Origin of the sequence: Shewanella sp. 38A_GOM-205m (assembly GCF_000518445.1) — a bacterium.
GTDB classification, from domain to species: Bacteria; Pseudomonadota; Gammaproteobacteria; order Enterobacterales; family Shewanellaceae; genus Shewanella; species Shewanella algae.
This window is the reverse complement of record NZ_JADP01000019.1, coordinates 14,421-29,469: the sequence shown is the minus strand read 5'-3', so window position 1 is coordinate 29,469 and position 15,049 is coordinate 14,421. Positions and strand designations below refer to the sequence as shown.

The following is a 15,049-nucleotide window of genomic DNA, read 5'->3' as shown; positions in this document are numbered from 1 at the left end:
GGATCTCTTATCTCAGTTGCTTTTCCGGATCCTGGAGTATGTCTTCAAACATATCCTTAACCCGGCAATCACCACACATCTTCAAACGCTCAATGTTGGCACTGAAGGCGCTGTGGCTTCCGACCATATCCAGCATCCGGTGCACCATAGACTGGGTCGCGAACGGCGCTCCACAACGAATACATTCGAACGGAGCTTCTTCTTTCAGGATCCGGCGCTGCTGCCGTGCAGCCTTATCCAGATTGACCTGAGGAGTCAGGCTGATCACCTTCTCCGGACAGGCGGCCTCACACAGACCACACTGCACACAATCCTGCTCGACAAAATACAGTGCCGGAGTGTCGCCACCGTCGGTCAGCGCCTGGGTAGGACAGGTTGCGACACAAGACATACACAAGGTGCATTTGTCGGCATTGATATTCACCAGGCCATAAGGAACATTACCCATGGCCAGTTGGGTATCAACATTGGCTGCCTGCTCATTGAGGTGATCGATAGCGGCATACAGCTGGGTGCGCTTGTTACCCTCAGTGATCGCCGCTGGCACTATCACAGGCCAGTCCAGACTTACATCCAGTATAGGCCAGAGATTGGCAAGCTCGGCTTCGTCGATAACCCGAATCCTTTGTGGCTGCCCCATCTCATCCAAAATGGCATTGGCCAATCCCAGTTCACCCTTGAGCATCTGAGTCAGAGTCGGTGCTGTGGCACTGGTGTTGAGGATCAACACCTGGCGCGCCCCCCAGGCCAAAGAAGCCATCCAATGATCCATGCTGGCAACCGTGACTTCTTCAAGTGCTACCGGCAGAACCTCGCCCGGCAACTCGTCGTTGATCAGGGCGCCGCCCTGTCCCATGTCATGGAACAGCACCACAGGCGCGGTTTGGGCCTGCTCGCGGAAGCGGGAAATCAACTTGTTCAGGTATGAATGCAGTGCCTGAGGGGTTGGCTGGTCGTAGGCAATGGCCCCGGTTGGACAGGCATTGGTACAACTGCCGGCGCCGTGGCACAGATAGGGGTCTATCTCAATCTGCTTGGCCACGCTCTTGATAGCATCGGCCGGACAGAAGTTGAGGCAGCGGTTACAACCATTATTACCGTTGCGATTATGGGCACAGAGATCGGCGTTGACCTTGACATAGCGCGGCTTGTCAAACTGGCCGATCATCTGGGGCAGCTCTTGCAAGGCTTCGGCCAGTTTCTGCGGGTCCTGACCCACATAGAAATAGCCGGGTGGCAGCATTTCCAGCTGAATTTGCGGCTCGCGGCTCAGGTCGAGGATCAGGTCAAAATGCGGCTTGCGCAGTGCAACCACACTGAGCTCGGCGGCGCCATTGTCATGTTCGACACTCACCTGGAATTGACCGAGGAAGCCTTTGATACCAATCAGCTTGTTGTAGTAGCTCTCGACATCTTCGGCGGCAGCCATTACGGCTTCGAGATGGGCCTCTTCCTGGCTGGTGATAGGCTCGTTGGCCAAGATCACTCTACCGGCCATGGCAGACAGTTTGTCTGCCGCCAGCCGAGCCAGATCCTCGGGGCCTATTACCAGGACATTCCCCTCTGTGGTGTAACTTACGGTCGGCGGGATCAGGTTTTGCAGAATCTGAGTCTGCTGGCTGACCTCACGACGCACCTGCCGCAGCGCTTGCTGGGCGGGATTATTGCTCACACTATTGTTCACTTTGCGTTCCTGAACAGTTTATGGCGGTGGCCGTATTCTTTATCTTGCTGCTTTTATTATTGATTTACAGCTTGCTATAGCCTGAACACAGCAATTCACATACCAAAATTATGGGCATTAAAGGCTGTTAAACTGACGTCAAACAACCGGCTTATGAGTTTCGGCCACTGCATCTGTGGCATTTTGGGCCTCTGCAGTCACATCCCCGTCCAAATTGTCCGTTGGCGACTGTGGCGCAGATTGCTCGGCCAACTGTGACATGTCGACCTCGGCATCCCCTTGGGAAGCATCGGTTTCGGCCAGGGCTTCTTCTGCCTCTTCCGGCTCCTCTTTTTCCAGTACGTGACGGAAAACTTTCTTGGCTAATTCAGCCGAAGCTTCAGCGGTTAGCTTGGGTTGGTTGCTGTAATCGAGTGCGTACTCGAGTAAGCCGTCGATTTCGTTGAAGTGAGGTTGTTTCCACAGGGTACGCAGGGCAGCGGTCTTGACTGCCGGGTCGACATTCTTGGCCATAAAGCTGGCGAAACTGCCGCCAACCTCGATACCGCTGGGGTCGGGCAAGTCTTCGGCAGTCAGCAATTTTTCTTCCTGCGACTCAGTCTCTGGCAGAGTTTCGAGCGCGGCCTGAGTTTCCGGCTCTGTCTCTGCAACAACTTCCGCTTGGGGAGGAACGTCTTGCAGCGGTTCATCGATAGGGGTTTCACCGTCCTGTACTTGTTGCTTACGCAGTGCCCAGCGGCTGAGGAATCCACTCTTTTCGGCCATCAGTGCCTCCGAATGTTGTCTTCGGCCAATTCCTTGCGGCGGTTAACATGTTTACGTCTGTGGGCGGTGATTTCCACTTCACCGTGGCGGGTTATGAAGGCTTCAATCCAGCAGGCAATCGCCTCCGGCATCGGCATATTCAGTACTGGGGTATCCCCTTCGAGACAACCGGCTGCGACATTTTGGTCGGCGGAGATGGCGGCTGGGATCCAGTTGCCCTCGACATCTTCGTCGCAAACTATGTAAAGCATGGGATTGTCCATATCCAGATTAAGGCGGTAACTGGCACGCTCATCACGAAACAACTCCAGCAGGACCAGCTTGGCTCCCGGCGGCGCCTCATGGGTGGCGGGCACGATTTGGTCCAGCTCCCAGCTGATGGATGTCCAACGACCGACCTGTTTCTCCACTTTTTTCAGTGAAACGTACATGGGCCATACGCTTTCGGAATGTTGCATACTGACTCTCCCTCCCGATGGGATTATTTTCGGGCATAAGTAAGATCCCCAAGACTTTGCAATTTTAGTGCCAGTTGCCATTTGAGAAATAAGTTTGAACTTGATCATCTATTTAAGGCTAAAAATAGGACATTTTGTCCAATATGCAATCTGGTTTGGGACATTCATGACCTGAGTGCCGTCGGCGCTTGCTGCGGATCACGCATTTTGCAGCCTGAATCCTGTGACGGTATAAATATTGCTATGCTGTGGCCCATGCTCTCTGTGAAGGTTCGATAATGACCAGTGCCAAACCCCAATTGATCAAGACCAATACCCAGGTGCCTTTGACCATTGCCGTGACTGCGGTCGATGAAAATGGCCAACTGCAGGAGAAGTATGTCGCGTGTGAAAGACCGCTGACTGTCTACCTCAACTGGCGACCGATAGTCACCCTGATGACCTTGGGTGCAAGAGCCGAGGCCCTGGCACTGGGTTACCTGAAGAATCAAGGCTTTATCAATGATGTATCGCAACTGGAATCTGTGATTGTCGACTGGGACGTGGCTTCCGCTGCCGTGATCACCCGTGAGCAGACTGAGGATCTGGACGCCAAGCTGGCCGACAAGACAGTTACCACGGGCTGTGGCCAGGGCACTGTCTTCGGCGGCTTTATGGAAGGATTGGACGACATAGTCCTGCCGCAACCGAAACTGAAGCAGAGCATGCTCTACTCCCTGTTGAAAAACATCAGTGAATACAACCAAACCTACAAGAATGCCGGCGCAGTTCACGGCTGTGGTCTGTGTGAAGCGGATAAGATAAAGTCCTTTGTCGAAGATGTTGGCCGCCACAATGCGGTGGATACCCTGGCCGGTGAGATGTGGCTGGAGCAGGACAGAGGCGACAACAAGATTTTTTACACCACGGGGCGGCTCACCTCCGAGATGGTTATCAAGGTCGCCAAGATGGGGATCCCCGTGCTCTTGTCCCGCAGTGGTGTCACCCAAATGGGCCTGGAACTGGCACAAAAGCTGGGGATCACCATGGTCGCCCGCGCTAAAGGGCGCCATTTCCTGGTGTACAATGGTGCCGACAATATCGAGTTTGATGCCAGCAATCCACGCTGATACCCAAGATACCAAGGAGATGTGATGACGGAGCCCAGCGAACTTGTCTATATGAGCGCCAAGCAGGTGGCCGAGTATCTGGACCTCAACGAAAAGAAGGTCTATGCCATGGCCAACGAGCGTATGCTGCCGGCGACCAAAATCACAGGTAAATGGCTGTTTCCAAAAATATTAATCGACCGTTGGATCATGGACTCCTGCCACAGTGGCATGTTAACCGACCGACTGTTGATCACCGGCAGTGATGACCCCTTGCTGTCGATGCAGGTGGCCAGGTTGATGGCCCAGGTAGGCAGTCGAGAACTGATCAGCTACAGCGCCACAGGTTCCCGCCTGGGGCTGGAGCTCTTGTCCAAGGGCTACGCCGATGTCTGTACCTTGCATTGGGGCAGTTTAGAGGAGCGCAATATCCGTCATACGGCGTTGCTGAAGGGGTATCCCAACCACCAGCAATGGATCATGGTTCACGGCTATAACCGCCAGCAGGGGCTGATTGTGCGGCCGGATATGCACCACAGGTGTCAGGAAGAAAGCAAGGTACTGCAACTCTCCTGGCGTTGGGTTACCCGCCAAGGCGGCGCCGGTAGCCAGCAACATCTGGAACATTGGCTGTTGAAACAAGGCGCCAAGCTTGAGCAGCTCAACTCAGTACTCACCGCCTTCAGTGAGCGGGAACTGGCGGGTTATATTGCCCGAGGCGATGCCGATATAGGTTTCGGCTGTCAGGCTGTCGCCATGGAAAGCGGCCTGAGCTTTGTGCCCTTGGTGACTGAGTCTTTCGACTTTGTCATGCCACAGGGGATCTACTTCCGCCGCCAGTTGCAGCAACTGTTCAAGATGCTCGGCGGCAGCCACACCCGGCAGATGGCCGCCCTACTCGGCGGCTATGACCTCACCGACTGTGGTCAGTTGCTTTGGAGTCCGGAGTAACTCAGATTTTCAATCCACTTTGAGGTCTGCCAGCGGCGGGCCTCAAGCCTTGAACTTCCACCATTGGAGTCTGGCGGCGGCATCAAAGAAACTCCAGGCCAACACCCGGGTCTGCTTATTGCCCTGCTGCATCTCCAGTATCTTGACCTCTTTGGCGCCAAGTTGCTTTAACGCCTGCTGACAGGGTTTGAGGTTGTCACCCTTGGACACCAGCGAAGAAAACCACAGCACTTGTCCGCCATAGTCGCGGCTTTCGTGAATCATCCGCAGCAGGAACCCCTGCTCACCACCATCGCACCAAAGCTCGGCCTGACAACCGCCGAAGTTCAGCTTGTGCTCCTGACGCTGATGTTGCTCACCGCGACTTGCCGCCAAATTGCGCTGTTTGCGTTCACTGCCGCTAAGGGCATCGGCGGCCGAGGCATGAAACGGCGGGTTACAGAGGCTGAAATCAAAACACTCCCCGGTCTGCAAAAGACCATGAAATATCTGTTCCGGTTCGGGCTGTAGCCGCAGTTCAATGGCGCTGGCCAGCTTGGAATTGTGCTGTAAAACGCCGGCGACATTATCCAGCGCCACGGGGTTGATATCGGCCCCGACAAACTGCCAGCCATAGACACTTGAACCAAGCAAGGGGTAGACGCCGTTGGCTCCCGTACCTATATCCAGGCCGCGAATACGCCGGCCTTGGGGGATTTTACCGCCTTCGGCCAGCAGGTCGGCGATATGATGCAGATAGTCCACCCGCCCGGGGATGGGCGGGCACAGATAGCCCTCGGGCAACTGCCAACCCTGGATATGATAATGGTGCTGCAACAAGGCGGCATTGAGGGCCAAGACAGCTTGCGGCTCGGCAAAGGGAATAGAAACCTGGCCATAGTCTGTGGTGATAAGGTGAGGCGCAAGCGCAGGAAAACTGGCGACCAGGGCGGCAAAATCATAGCCCTGGCGGTGCAGGTTGCGCGAATGGAGGCCCTTGTCCTTGGCTTTTCCACCCGTTTTAACCGAGGTTTTGCCGACCGTCGTCTCTTGGGTCTTTTTCTTTACTCTTGTCCTAACCTTTATCTCGGCCCTGGCCTTGCCTTTCGAGGCGTTGAGCCGATGCTTTTTGACCTCAGTCATACAGGTATTTGGTAAACAGCAGATTCACCACCAGCGCCCGACCGGTTTCCTGCTCCAGCAAACGATTGACTGTGTCGTAACACTCACGGCGGATCTCTTCTCTGCCGGTAAGCGACTTGACCCTGTCCTCGGGTTGGTTACCGAGAATCTCCACTATCGCGGCCCGCAGCAGGGGATCATGGTGTTGCAAGGCCACCAGGTCCTGGGGATCTTTCACCATAAGCTCAACACTGATGCGCACAAACCCCAACTTCTTGCGGTTGGAGATATAGTTGGTCACTATTTCAGGCTCAAAGCCATAGTAAGCATAAGTATCTTCGGCGGGCTTTTCATCGGCCGCCATCACAGGCTGCAACATGCCTGCCAGCATAAAAAACAACAGTGTCAAAACGCGTTTCATATTGAGTATCAAGCTCCCGTGACTTGTGCCGACGCCCCTTGCGATCTATCTGCCTGTGGGCAAGCGTGATAGACTCCCGGGTTGTAATATTGTACCGGGTATCCGATGAGTGTGACCAGTTTAAGCTTTCCTTATGGTGAATCAATTCAGTGGTTTTCGCCAGAGCAATCACAGCAACTTCCCGCAGCGCCATTGCACGATTGGCTGCTGGCGACAGGCAGTCTCACCCAGAGACTCAAGAGCTGCTGTCATCATTTTGAGGTCAGACTGCTCGGCGAAGCCATGCTGCCCACCGCGGCTCAAGAGTGGCAGGGTAAGGAACATAAAGCCATCTGGATCAGGGAAGTATTGCTCTGCCTGGACGGTACACCCTGGGTCTTTGGCCGCACCCTGATCCCGGCAAAGCTGCTGGAGCAACAGCAGAGACTGGGCAAGTTGGGCACCCGCCCACTGGGAGAGTTGTTGTTCGGCGATATCGGCTTTGAACCCGGCGCCATAGAAGTCGCCAGTTTCGACAGCCAATCCAGGATTGCCTCCCTCGCCGATTCACTGTCACAACCCACCACTGAGGCAATATGGGGCAGAAGACGTTATTTTCACTTCCAGGAGCAACAGCTGATTGTCGGTGAAATTTTCCTGCCAGCGGCGGTTGCCGCCATTAACCAAGGCCCACTAGCCCCCTAATCAAACAAAGCCTTTACTGAACTCCCCAAAACATAAGGGACACCAAAGCGTCCCTTATTCTGTCAACGCCTGCGCCGCCAGGCGATTAGCGCCAGCCCCAATAGGCTCAGGCCACCGAGACTGCCACCACCACCGCCGGAACTGCTTTGTGTCGTATTGGGCACAACCGGGTTGGAGACCACCAAGGTGCGACTATTACTGCTCTGATTATTCTGTGAGTCAGTCACAACCAAGCGCACACTGTAGCTGCCCGCCGCACTGTAGGTATGCGAGGGAGAAGCAACTGTGCTGCTCTGGCCATCACCAAAGTCCCACTGATAACTGAGTTCTCCGCTGCCACCGCGGCTGAGGTTATTGAACTGCACGGTTAAACCTGTACCACTGATATCGAACAGCGCCGACAGAGGAATGCTGACAGTCAGTTGCAAGCTGGTCACGGTCTGCCGGTTATTGGCGTCTGTCACCGTCAGTGTGACTGTGTAGGTGCCGGACTCACTGTAGCTGTATTGAGGCGTCGCTTGAGTACTGCCAACGCCGCCGACACCAAAGTCCCACTGATAAGTGTAAGGTGCAGTACCGCCACTGAGATTGGCGCTGAAACTGACATCGCCACCTTCCTGCTGGGCCGAAATGCTGGCGCTGAGCTCTGTGCCGTTGCTGTCGCCGCGTTTACTCACCAACAGCTGCGCCTGGCTGCTGTCTTGCTCCTGGGTCAAAAGCTGCACCATAAGACCCAGCTTGGGCAGCACCAGGCCAGCCTGGGGCTTGAGTGGTGCGCTATAGTCATCGCTGTCATCAAACAGACTATTGTTGCCAAGATGGGTATCACCGAAGAAAGCCGACTGTGGATAGAGACTGAAGCCGGCATCACGGACCTGCACCTCAGAGTCCCGGTTACCTATCAGGTTTTGATCCGCATCTACCACCCCAATGAGGCCGTATCCAGGATGCTCAGCCACCTTGTTGTCGCTGTAGGCCAAGTTTTCATACCAAACCAAGAGCCCTGGCTCATAGCTATCCTGCTGCAGTCCGGCATCAACGCCCTGATAGTTGCGCAGTTGCAGCAGATAACGCCGCGGCGCGCCCGGGCGAGTATCGTCGGTGCGAACAAAACCGGAAAGCACCACAGTCTCCAGAGCCGTCTCGGCATCATCGCTGTAGACCAGATTGCCGTCACTCTCAAGACGTATATCATCGACAGCAAAGCCATAGCCACCGACTGCCTCATCGGTACGATACACCAGGCTTATCTGCTTGCTCATACCGGCATAGGCGCTGAGATCAAAGCTTATCTCCTGCCAGCCCTGTTCCCCCTCACCACCGGACAAGGCCGCCGAGTCACCACTGATAATATTGGCGGCATTGTTGATGCTGTTGCTGCTCTTGGTATGGCTTCCCGCCAATGGCACCCCATCCACCAGCAGCTGCACATAGTCGTAGTCCTGCTCTATCTGCCAATGGGCCTTCATCTTCAGGGTCAAACTGGTACTCATGGGTAGTTGCAGCTCGAACGACAATGCATTGTTGAGCTGATCGCCCTGATTCGAATAGTACTGGTATTGCCCCTGATAGGCAGGGGTAAAGGCGATGGAATCAGACGGCAGCTTGATGGCCAACTGGTTTACGCCACTGCTATTGGCATGCTCCAACGTCACTTGAGTACCGTTGCTATCCAGCGCCTGATAATCCAGGGATTGTTCGTTGACCCAGCGGCCCTTGTATCTGTCCTGCAGGAATGAGCGGGCATAGGGGCTGAAACCACTTGGCTGCGAGCCTCTCGGAGAACCTGCCCAGCTGCCGCCTGACATCAGAGACCAGAGGCCCACAGGTGAACCGTCGCTGGCTTCGGTACTGGTGTCATACTCATCCGGTAAACCGAGGTCGTGACCAAACTCATGGGTACAGACACCGGTTCCGGCATCCAGCGGCTGAATGGTGTAACCGAACAGACGCATATTGCTGCCCGGGATAGCCTGACCATATTGACCTGGCGCCGAGGGAACAAAGAATCTGTGTGACCAGATGGCATCATCACCGAGCACGCCGCCACCGGCCTCTTCACCTATGCTGGAATGGAAGATCATCACATGATCCAAAATCCCATCGGGTTCATCCAGGTTGCCGTCACCGTCGATATCATATGGATCTTCAATATCATACTGCGCCAGCTCATCGGCGCTCATGGTAGCAACTGCAGCCGCGACCGCCTCTTCCACCAATTCGGTGGCAGCCTTGTCGTCATTGTTGTTATTCGGGTCGTTGGCACCATAGTAGGCGGCATTCTGGCTGGCTCTGAACCAACCTTTCACATCACCGTTGAAGAAAAAGCTCTGGCCGGAAACCGCTTGATAGTACTGATAGGCTGAGGGCAGTGTTTGCCCCTGGGGCCCAGGGAAACCCGCATCGGAAAACAATAGACTACGGTAATGGGCTACCGAGTAGTTGGCGTAATACATCTCGGTATCGCCTGGACTCAGGCGATTGGCGTTATAGGGCAAGTCGGGAAAATCCACCAGCACGGCCAACACCTTGACCCGCTTGGTTACATCGGTATCGGCCACCCGCGACTGTGCCCGCATTAACTTGCTTTGACGCAGGCTATTACTTCGTGCCTGTTGCAGCAGTTGCTGTTCTCTGGCCTTGAGCACTTGTGCGGCCTTGCTGCCTGCACCAGTAGATTTGGCCGTATAAGACGCCAGCGCCTGCTGCCGTTCCTCTTCAGAGGCCTCGGCATCGAGTTCACCGCGTTTCACCAGCCAATAGAGGATCTGCTCTTTATTGATCACTCCGGGATCCGCCGGAGCCGTAGCGGCTAAAACATTCGTTGCCCCAAATAGGCAAGATGCCCCCAAGGCCAGTGCCAGTAACGACTTCAAACTCATGACTTGGGCTCCTTAATACATTTTTCAAACTTCTGATTGCGCTGCTGGATATATTCAGAGACCTTGGCTTCGGCCTCTTGCTCACTCATTTGCGGAGTGATGATGTTGCGCTCTATCAGACTGGTTTTAATTTTAGCCCGATTTACTACAGGTGCCCCACTGCCACAAGGCAACAAAGGTTTAACCTCTCGGTTTCCTTCCTGAACGACGTCGGTTCCCGTGCCGTCCCCGGCCTGACAGGCACCCAGAAACAAACAGATAGCAAGAGTTGATGGCAGTCGCACCGGTCGCACCTTATCGTTAACAGAGATAGTACAGAAGATTAACAGCAGCACATGAGATTGCACAGCAGAAAGTTGCGACCAATTCGCCTCATTCAGGGATTATTCAGCCTCAGACAACAAACCTTCACTATAAAGCAACAACAAGACCGAAGCTGACCAGCTGAAGTTGGTGCAATGCAGTCCTTCACCACTGAGCGGATGGTAGTTTTCCCGTATCGGCAGATCCCGGCTATCGGCGGCAGTGGCCGCCAGCAAACGCCGCGACATTGCACTTGCCTGTTGCCGGTAACCGTAATGCTGCAACCCCTTGATGGCAAAGAAGGCCTGATCCAGCCATACCGGCCCACGCCAATATCTGTCGGGGGCAAACTCTGGGCTGTCGCGGCTCACGGTCGGAAACGGCACCTGGGTGCCGAAGCTTTCTGGCCTAAGTTGCCGCTTTATCAGCGCTTCGGCCTGCTCAGGCGAAGCGACACTGGCCCACAGCGGGATCCAACCTTCAGTGCCCTTATTGTCGCTGAGCAATCGCCGCTTGCCCTCGGCATCGAAGCGTACATCGTAGAAGAAACCGCTGGCAGGGTCGTAAAACGCCTGCCGAATCGCTTGTCCCAGTCGCTGGGCCTGTTGCCGCAGTTGCATTGCTTCGGCTTCCCGCCCCAGCAGACTGGCCATTTGCGCCAGATACTGCTTATCGGCATAGAGAAATGCATTGAGATCGACACTCTCCTGATTGAGTGAGTAGCCGAGCAAACGCCCCTTGGTATCGCGGTTTTCCAGTACCTGCAGGCTGTTATTGGCATCAAATCTGGGCGCATTGTCCATCCCGGACTCCCAGGCTGCCGCCTGAACGATAGCATCACGATTAAGCGCCCCGGGCTCACCGTGCAACGGATGCAGATTGGCGCCATATTCCGCCAGGCCATTGCCGTCATTATCCCGGTTGCGATACCACCAGGCATGCAGGGCCATCAGTCTTGGGTAAAGCTCGGCGACAAATGCCTTGTCACTGTCCTGAAGGTAGATCTCCCATACGGCCCAGGCCGCTAACGGCGGTTTGCCATTCCGCTCATTCCAGTTGCCGCCGTCACCGCCGCGGGCCGCATCTTGGTTGTAAAACACCGCATCCGGCATGCTGCCGGCATCCTGGGGCCTGACGGGATCCTGCTCATCAAATTGATAGTCAAACATCGCCCGCACATTGGACTTGGCAAGCCAGGGCTCGACTCGCGCCAAGGCCACCGCCTGTTTCCAGCTATCCCAGGCCCAGAGACCATTGAACCATTGGTAGGTGACCGAAGGCGTTACCCCGTGGTGACGCAGGGCCCCGGCCGGGCTGCGCCAGTTATGTGCCAGGGTGCTGATGGCCCTGGCCGCCATGCGCTTTTGCCCCAAGTCACCATCGGCTAACTTGGCCAGACGCCAACCCCAGCGACTATGGTTGCGCTCGGCGCTCTGCAACAACTTAGGCCACTGCAGCGGCTTTGCCTCAGCTGCGGTGTGAAAATATTGTTGGGCACTGAGAAAACTGCGCCGCTCAGAGGGGGCCAGGTTCAGCACTTCAGAACTGGCTCGGTACCCCCGAGCCCCCCGCTCTTCCAGGAAGGTGGGTTCACGGAAGCTTATGCGGAATTTGGCATCATCGAGCAGCAGCGACCAGGTTTTTCTCAGTGGCCGAAACTGCCACTCCAGTTGATTGGTCGCAAAATGTCTGCCGGCAATCCAGGGCTTGCCTACCGCCTTGTCGAAGGGCTCTCCCTGCCACTGCAATTGCCACTGACCGGCTTGGGAGCCGGTATTTTCCAGCACAGTCTCAATCAGAGAGCTGCGTTCATCGGCAAAATAGAGCCTGGTGCTGAGGCTGAGATCTTGCCAGCGATATTCCTGATACAAGCCATCCGGGCGACTGAACAGGCGTCTCTCCGCTTCGGCAAAATTCTTCGCTTGCCCTGTGCTCAACTCCAATACGCTGAGGTGCTGCAAGCTGGACGCCAGATGCAGGCTGTATTCCTGGGCGATGATCAAGGGGCCGGTGAAGCTGCCATAAAATGCAGGATCATCCGGCAGGTGGTATCCATGCCAGGCGCCCATATCCATGTAGACAGCGGGGATCTTCAGATTCCCGGCGACATCCCGCTCCTGTGCTTGTTGCGGCGTGCCTTGATAGGGCAAGAGATTGTCATAATCTCCGGCGGCCAGACTCAAAGCACAGATCAGGGCACAACTAAGCACTTCTACCTCCGACTCAACAAAACGGTTAACAACTCAGGGATTCAAATATCGGGAGACGCCATCGAGGAACATCTGCACCGAAATCATCACCAGCACCATACCCATCAAGCGCTCGACCGCCGTGAGCCCCTTGTCACCCAACACCCGGGTAAATAGCTTATAGAACATAAGGATAACCACACTGGCGCCCCAAGCCGCTACCAGGGCTATGGTCCAGTCCGTCATACGGCTGCTATCCGTATGGGCCAGCAGTATCAGCGCCGCCAGAATCGAAGGGCCCGCCATCAAGGGAATCGCCATCGGCACAATGAAAGGCTCTTCACCGGCGGCCAGGCCCACCACCCCACCGGGTTGGGGGAAGATCATCCTGATGGCTATCAGAAACAGGATAATGCCACCGGCAATACTGACCGATTCTGACTTGAGGTTGAGGAAACTCAGGATGGCTTCACCGGCGTAAAGAAACAACAGCATGATCAACAAGGCAAAAATTAGCTCTCTGATCAGCACTCGGCGGCGTTTTTTGGGCTCTATATGACGCAATATAGAGGCAAAGATAGGCAAGTTGCCCAAGGGATCCATAATGAGAAACAGCATTACGGCAGCCGACAGAGTATCCATAAATATCCATTCACCAACAAAACAACATAGAGTCGACTATTGTATAACTTTTTGGTCACCGGCAGTGGACTTTTATCCTTGGTCTCGGGTGGAAAATCCTTCAAGGTAAATTCCAGGTAACAGCACTGCTCATTTGCGCAGCTGCTGGTATACTATGGCGTTCTCTAAACTTCAGCCGTGAAATTCATGCTCTATCTCGTCGCCAGTTGTATCGCCCTGCTCCTGGGTCCACTGTTTTATCGCTACTTCTCTTCAGGAAGCGGTTTGCAGAAGGGTCTGGACGGCTTTATTTTTGTTTCCCTCGGCGGCCTGGTACTGATCCATATCCTGCCGGAACTGCTGGAACACGGCGGCATACTGGCGATCATCTTCGTAATCCTCGGCCTTTGGGGCCCGAGTGCCAGTGAGAAGTTGTTTCATCGCTATTCAGAGATCACCCATAACCTGACCCTCACGCTCGGGATAGGCGGCTTGTTGCTGCACACCATCACAGATGGTGGCGCCATGGTGCTGGCACAACAGGAAGGCAACTCCAGCCTGTTGGCGCTTGGGGTAATCATGCACAGACTGCCTGTGGGCCTGGCGATTTGGTGGTTACTCAAACCCCAGGTCGGCACCCGTTGGGCCAGCCTGGTTTTGTTGGCCATGATGGCGCTGACTTCTGTGGGCTACTTCGCCGGTGAGCAGCTGCTCAGCCATCTGAGCCTGGATAATACCGTTTACCTGCAAGCCTTTGTCACAGGTTCTATTTTGCATGTGGTGCTGCATCAGCCCCATGGCCATGGGCAGCAGACCCCAAGCAGCAAATATGAATACCATGCCGGCATAGGCAGCCTGCTGGGGATAGGCCTGCTGGCATTGCTGCTGATGATGGATTCCGGCGGCCACCAACACGCTCATCATGACCACAGCACAGATCAACTGCTGCACTGGCTGTTGTTACTGGCCCCGGTATTGCTGGCGGCCTACGCCCTGGCCAGCATACGTTTTGCCGCGGGGCTGTCACCTACTCAAGCCTCGCTACCGGGGCGCTGGCTGCAACGCCTCGCCGGCCCCGAAGCCTTGTTGCTGACCTTGGTACTGCTGGGCTGGCAGTTTGCCCTGCTGCAAGCACTCGCTCTTGTCGCGTTGGGACTGTTTTTGAGCCGTGCCCACGTCGAATTGACCGATCCCCACGCCAAGGTGCCGCAGTCGCCCTGGCATTTCGGTTTCACCCATCTGGTGGATAGAAGCGCGCCCTGGATCTTGCTCAGTCTGATCCTCGCCAATCTGATAGGCCATCCGTCAGTGCCGCTGTCGCATCCGGTGGCGCAAGTGCTGGTGCTGGCCTTGCTGTTTCTGCCGCTGCGTTTCTGTAATCTGGGCGCCGCCGTGTTGGCTATGTCGCTGGCCTACAGTGGCTGGAGCCCCTTGGCAGTAGCCTTGACCCTGATAGCCGCACCTGTGCTTAACCTGTCACAACTCAAGTTGATGAGCTGGAGCCAACGGCTCGGTATGTTGTTGCTGTTACTCATTTTGCTTAGCGGCATTGCCTGGTGGCAACCACAGTGGCGTGAGCTGGGCGATCTGCCGAAAGAGATAAGCTACCCGGCGCTGACGCTGCTGTGTCTGCTCTACTCCAGCAGCTTGCTGCGTCAGGGGCCACGTAAGTTTTTACGGGGGATGTGGCTGGCCAAAGGCCACAGCCATGATCATGGCTCGGGACAACACAATGACTCAGGCCACAACCATGGTTCACATAGCCACGGTTCGAGCAGCCATGACTCACACGGCCATGCTCACCATAATGGCCACAAGCATCAAGACAAAGGCTCTCACTGATTTAACCCTGTCAATGGGCGCCTTTGTTGGCTAACTTGTGGGATAAGCCCGCATTTAGAC

Annotated in this window: 13 protein-coding genes; 4 read left to right on the top strand and 9 right to left on the bottom strand. The window is 55.4% G+C overall.

The features are described from left to right. Positions 1-7: 7 nt before the first annotated feature. The 3 genes from N512_RS0112585 to N512_RS0112575 all read right to left on the bottom strand — a co-directional run bounded on the left by N512_RS0112585 (position 8) and on the right by N512_RS0112575 (position 2,907). Positions 8-1,672, bottom strand: a complete 1,665-nt coding sequence (locus N512_RS0112585; RefSeq protein WP_025889565.1) for a 4Fe-4S binding protein — start codon at positions 1,670-1,672, stop codon at positions 8-10. A gap of 150 nt (positions 1,673-1,822) precedes the next feature. Beyond that, positions 1,823-2,449, bottom strand: coding sequence for a DUF3306 domain-containing protein (locus tag N512_RS0112580; protein ID WP_028780560.1), 627 nt, complete (start codon positions 2,447-2,449; stop codon positions 1,823-1,825). Beyond that, positions 2,449-2,907 carry a DUF3305 domain-containing protein gene (locus N512_RS0112575; protein ID WP_025010609.1) on the bottom strand — a complete coding sequence of 153 codons (459 nt, stop codon included), beginning with the start codon at positions 2,905-2,907 and terminating at the stop codon, positions 2,449-2,451. The genes N512_RS0112580 and N512_RS0112575 overlap by 1 nt, the downstream gene beginning before the upstream one ends. Positions 2,908-3,185: 278 nt before the next feature. On the opposite strand from N512_RS0112575, the gene N512_RS0112570 reads away from it, so the two are divergent. Both N512_RS0112570 and N512_RS0112565 read left to right on the top strand, forming a co-directional pair. Further along, complete coding sequence (locus N512_RS0112570) at positions 3,186-4,016, top strand: formate dehydrogenase accessory sulfurtransferase FdhD (protein ID WP_037474977.1); 831 nt, start codon at positions 3,186-3,188, stop codon at positions 4,014-4,016. A 24-nt stretch (positions 4,017-4,040) separates the two neighbouring features. Beyond that, positions 4,041-4,946 carry a helix-turn-helix transcriptional regulator gene (locus N512_RS0112565; protein WP_025010607.1) on the top strand — a complete coding sequence of 302 codons (906 nt, stop codon included), beginning with the start codon at positions 4,041-4,043 and terminating at the stop codon, positions 4,944-4,946. A 42-nt stretch (positions 4,947-4,988) separates the two neighbouring features. Here the strand turns inward: N512_RS0112565 and rlmF are convergent, their stop codons facing one another. Both rlmF and N512_RS0112555 read right to left on the bottom strand, forming a co-directional pair. Further along, positions 4,989-6,068, bottom strand: coding sequence for a 23S rRNA (adenine(1618)-N(6))-methyltransferase RlmF (rlmF, locus tag N512_RS22990; RefSeq protein WP_081737164.1), 1,080 nt, complete (start codon positions 6,066-6,068; stop codon positions 4,989-4,991). Then, on the bottom strand, positions 6,061-6,468 hold the full coding sequence (locus N512_RS0112555; RefSeq protein ID WP_025010605.1) for a flagellar basal body-associated protein FliL: 408 nt from the start codon (positions 6,466-6,468) through the stop codon (positions 6,061-6,063). Before N512_RS0112555 ends, rlmF begins: the two co-directional genes overlap by 8 nt. A 105-nt stretch (positions 6,469-6,573) precedes the next feature. Between N512_RS0112555 and N512_RS0112550 the strand changes: the two genes are divergently transcribed. After that, the gene (locus N512_RS0112550; protein ID WP_028780558.1) at positions 6,574-7,152 is read left to right on the top strand and encodes a chorismate--pyruvate lyase family protein; all 579 of its coding nucleotides are present in this window, start codon (positions 6,574-6,576) and stop codon (positions 7,150-7,152) included. 62 nt (positions 7,153-7,214) lie between these two features. Here the strand turns inward: N512_RS0112550 and N512_RS0112545 are convergent, their stop codons facing one another. From N512_RS0112545 to N512_RS0112530, 4 genes are all read right to left on the bottom strand, one after another. Next, positions 7,215-10,034: an immune inhibitor A domain-containing protein gene (locus N512_RS0112545; protein WP_028780557.1), complete on the bottom strand. Its 2,820-nt coding sequence runs from the start codon at positions 10,032-10,034 to the stop codon at positions 7,215-7,217. Beyond that, complete coding sequence (locus N512_RS24380) at positions 10,031-10,318, bottom strand: hypothetical protein (RefSeq protein WP_156029207.1); 288 nt, start codon at positions 10,316-10,318, stop codon at positions 10,031-10,033. Before N512_RS24380 ends, N512_RS0112545 begins: the two co-directional genes overlap by 4 nt. Positions 10,319-10,417: 99 nt before the next feature. After that, positions 10,418-12,547 (bottom strand): MGH1-like glycoside hydrolase domain-containing protein, encoded by a 2,130-nt coding sequence (locus N512_RS22980; RefSeq protein WP_037474974.1) that lies wholly within the window; start codon positions 12,545-12,547, stop codon positions 10,418-10,420. Positions 12,548-12,580: 33 nt separating this feature from the next. Next, positions 12,581-13,168, bottom strand: coding sequence for a YhgN family NAAT transporter (locus tag N512_RS0112530; protein ID WP_028780556.1), 588 nt, complete (start codon positions 13,166-13,168; stop codon positions 12,581-12,583). A gap of 186 nt (positions 13,169-13,354) precedes the next feature. Between N512_RS0112530 and N512_RS0112525 the strand changes: the two genes are divergently transcribed. Beyond that, positions 13,355-14,989, top strand: a complete 1,635-nt coding sequence (locus tag N512_RS0112525) for a hypothetical protein (protein WP_028780555.1) — start codon at positions 13,355-13,357, stop codon at positions 14,987-14,989. Positions 14,990-15,049: the final 60 nt, after the last annotated feature.

Bases quoted from the DNA above. Each gene is read 5' to 3' on its own strand.
- N512_RS0112580 (WP_028780560.1), bottom strand. From the start codon at position 2,449: ATGGCCGAAAAGAGTGGATTCCTCAGCCGCTGGGCACTGCGTAAGCAA.
- N512_RS0112575 (WP_025010609.1), bottom strand. From the start codon at position 2,907: ATGCAACATTCCGAAAGCGTATGGCCCATGTACGTTTCACTGAAAAAA.
- N512_RS0112570 (WP_037474977.1), top strand. From the start codon at position 3,186: ATGACCAGTGCCAAACCCCAATTGATCAAGACCAATACCCAGGTGCCT.
- N512_RS0112565 (WP_025010607.1), top strand. From the start codon at position 4,041: ATGACGGAGCCCAGCGAACTTGTCTATATGAGCGCCAAGCAGGTGGCC.
- rlmF (WP_081737164.1), bottom strand. From the start codon at position 6,068: ATGACTGAGGTCAAAAAGCATCGGCTCAACGCCTCGAAAGGCAAGGCC.
- N512_RS0112555 (WP_025010605.1), bottom strand. From the start codon at position 6,468: ATGAAACGCGTTTTGACACTGTTGTTTTTTATGCTGGCAGGCATGTTG.
- N512_RS0112550 (WP_028780558.1), top strand. From the start codon at position 6,574: ATGAGTGTGACCAGTTTAAGCTTTCCTTATGGTGAATCAATTCAGTGG.
- N512_RS0112545 (WP_028780557.1), bottom strand. From the start codon at position 10,034: ATGAGTTTGAAGTCGTTACTGGCACTGGCCTTGGGGGCATCTTGCCTA.
- N512_RS0112530 (WP_028780556.1), bottom strand. From the start codon at position 13,168: ATGGATACTCTGTCGGCTGCCGTAATGCTGTTTCTCATTATGGATCCC.
- N512_RS0112525 (WP_028780555.1), top strand. From the start codon at position 13,355: ATGCTCTATCTCGTCGCCAGTTGTATCGCCCTGCTCCTGGGTCCACTG.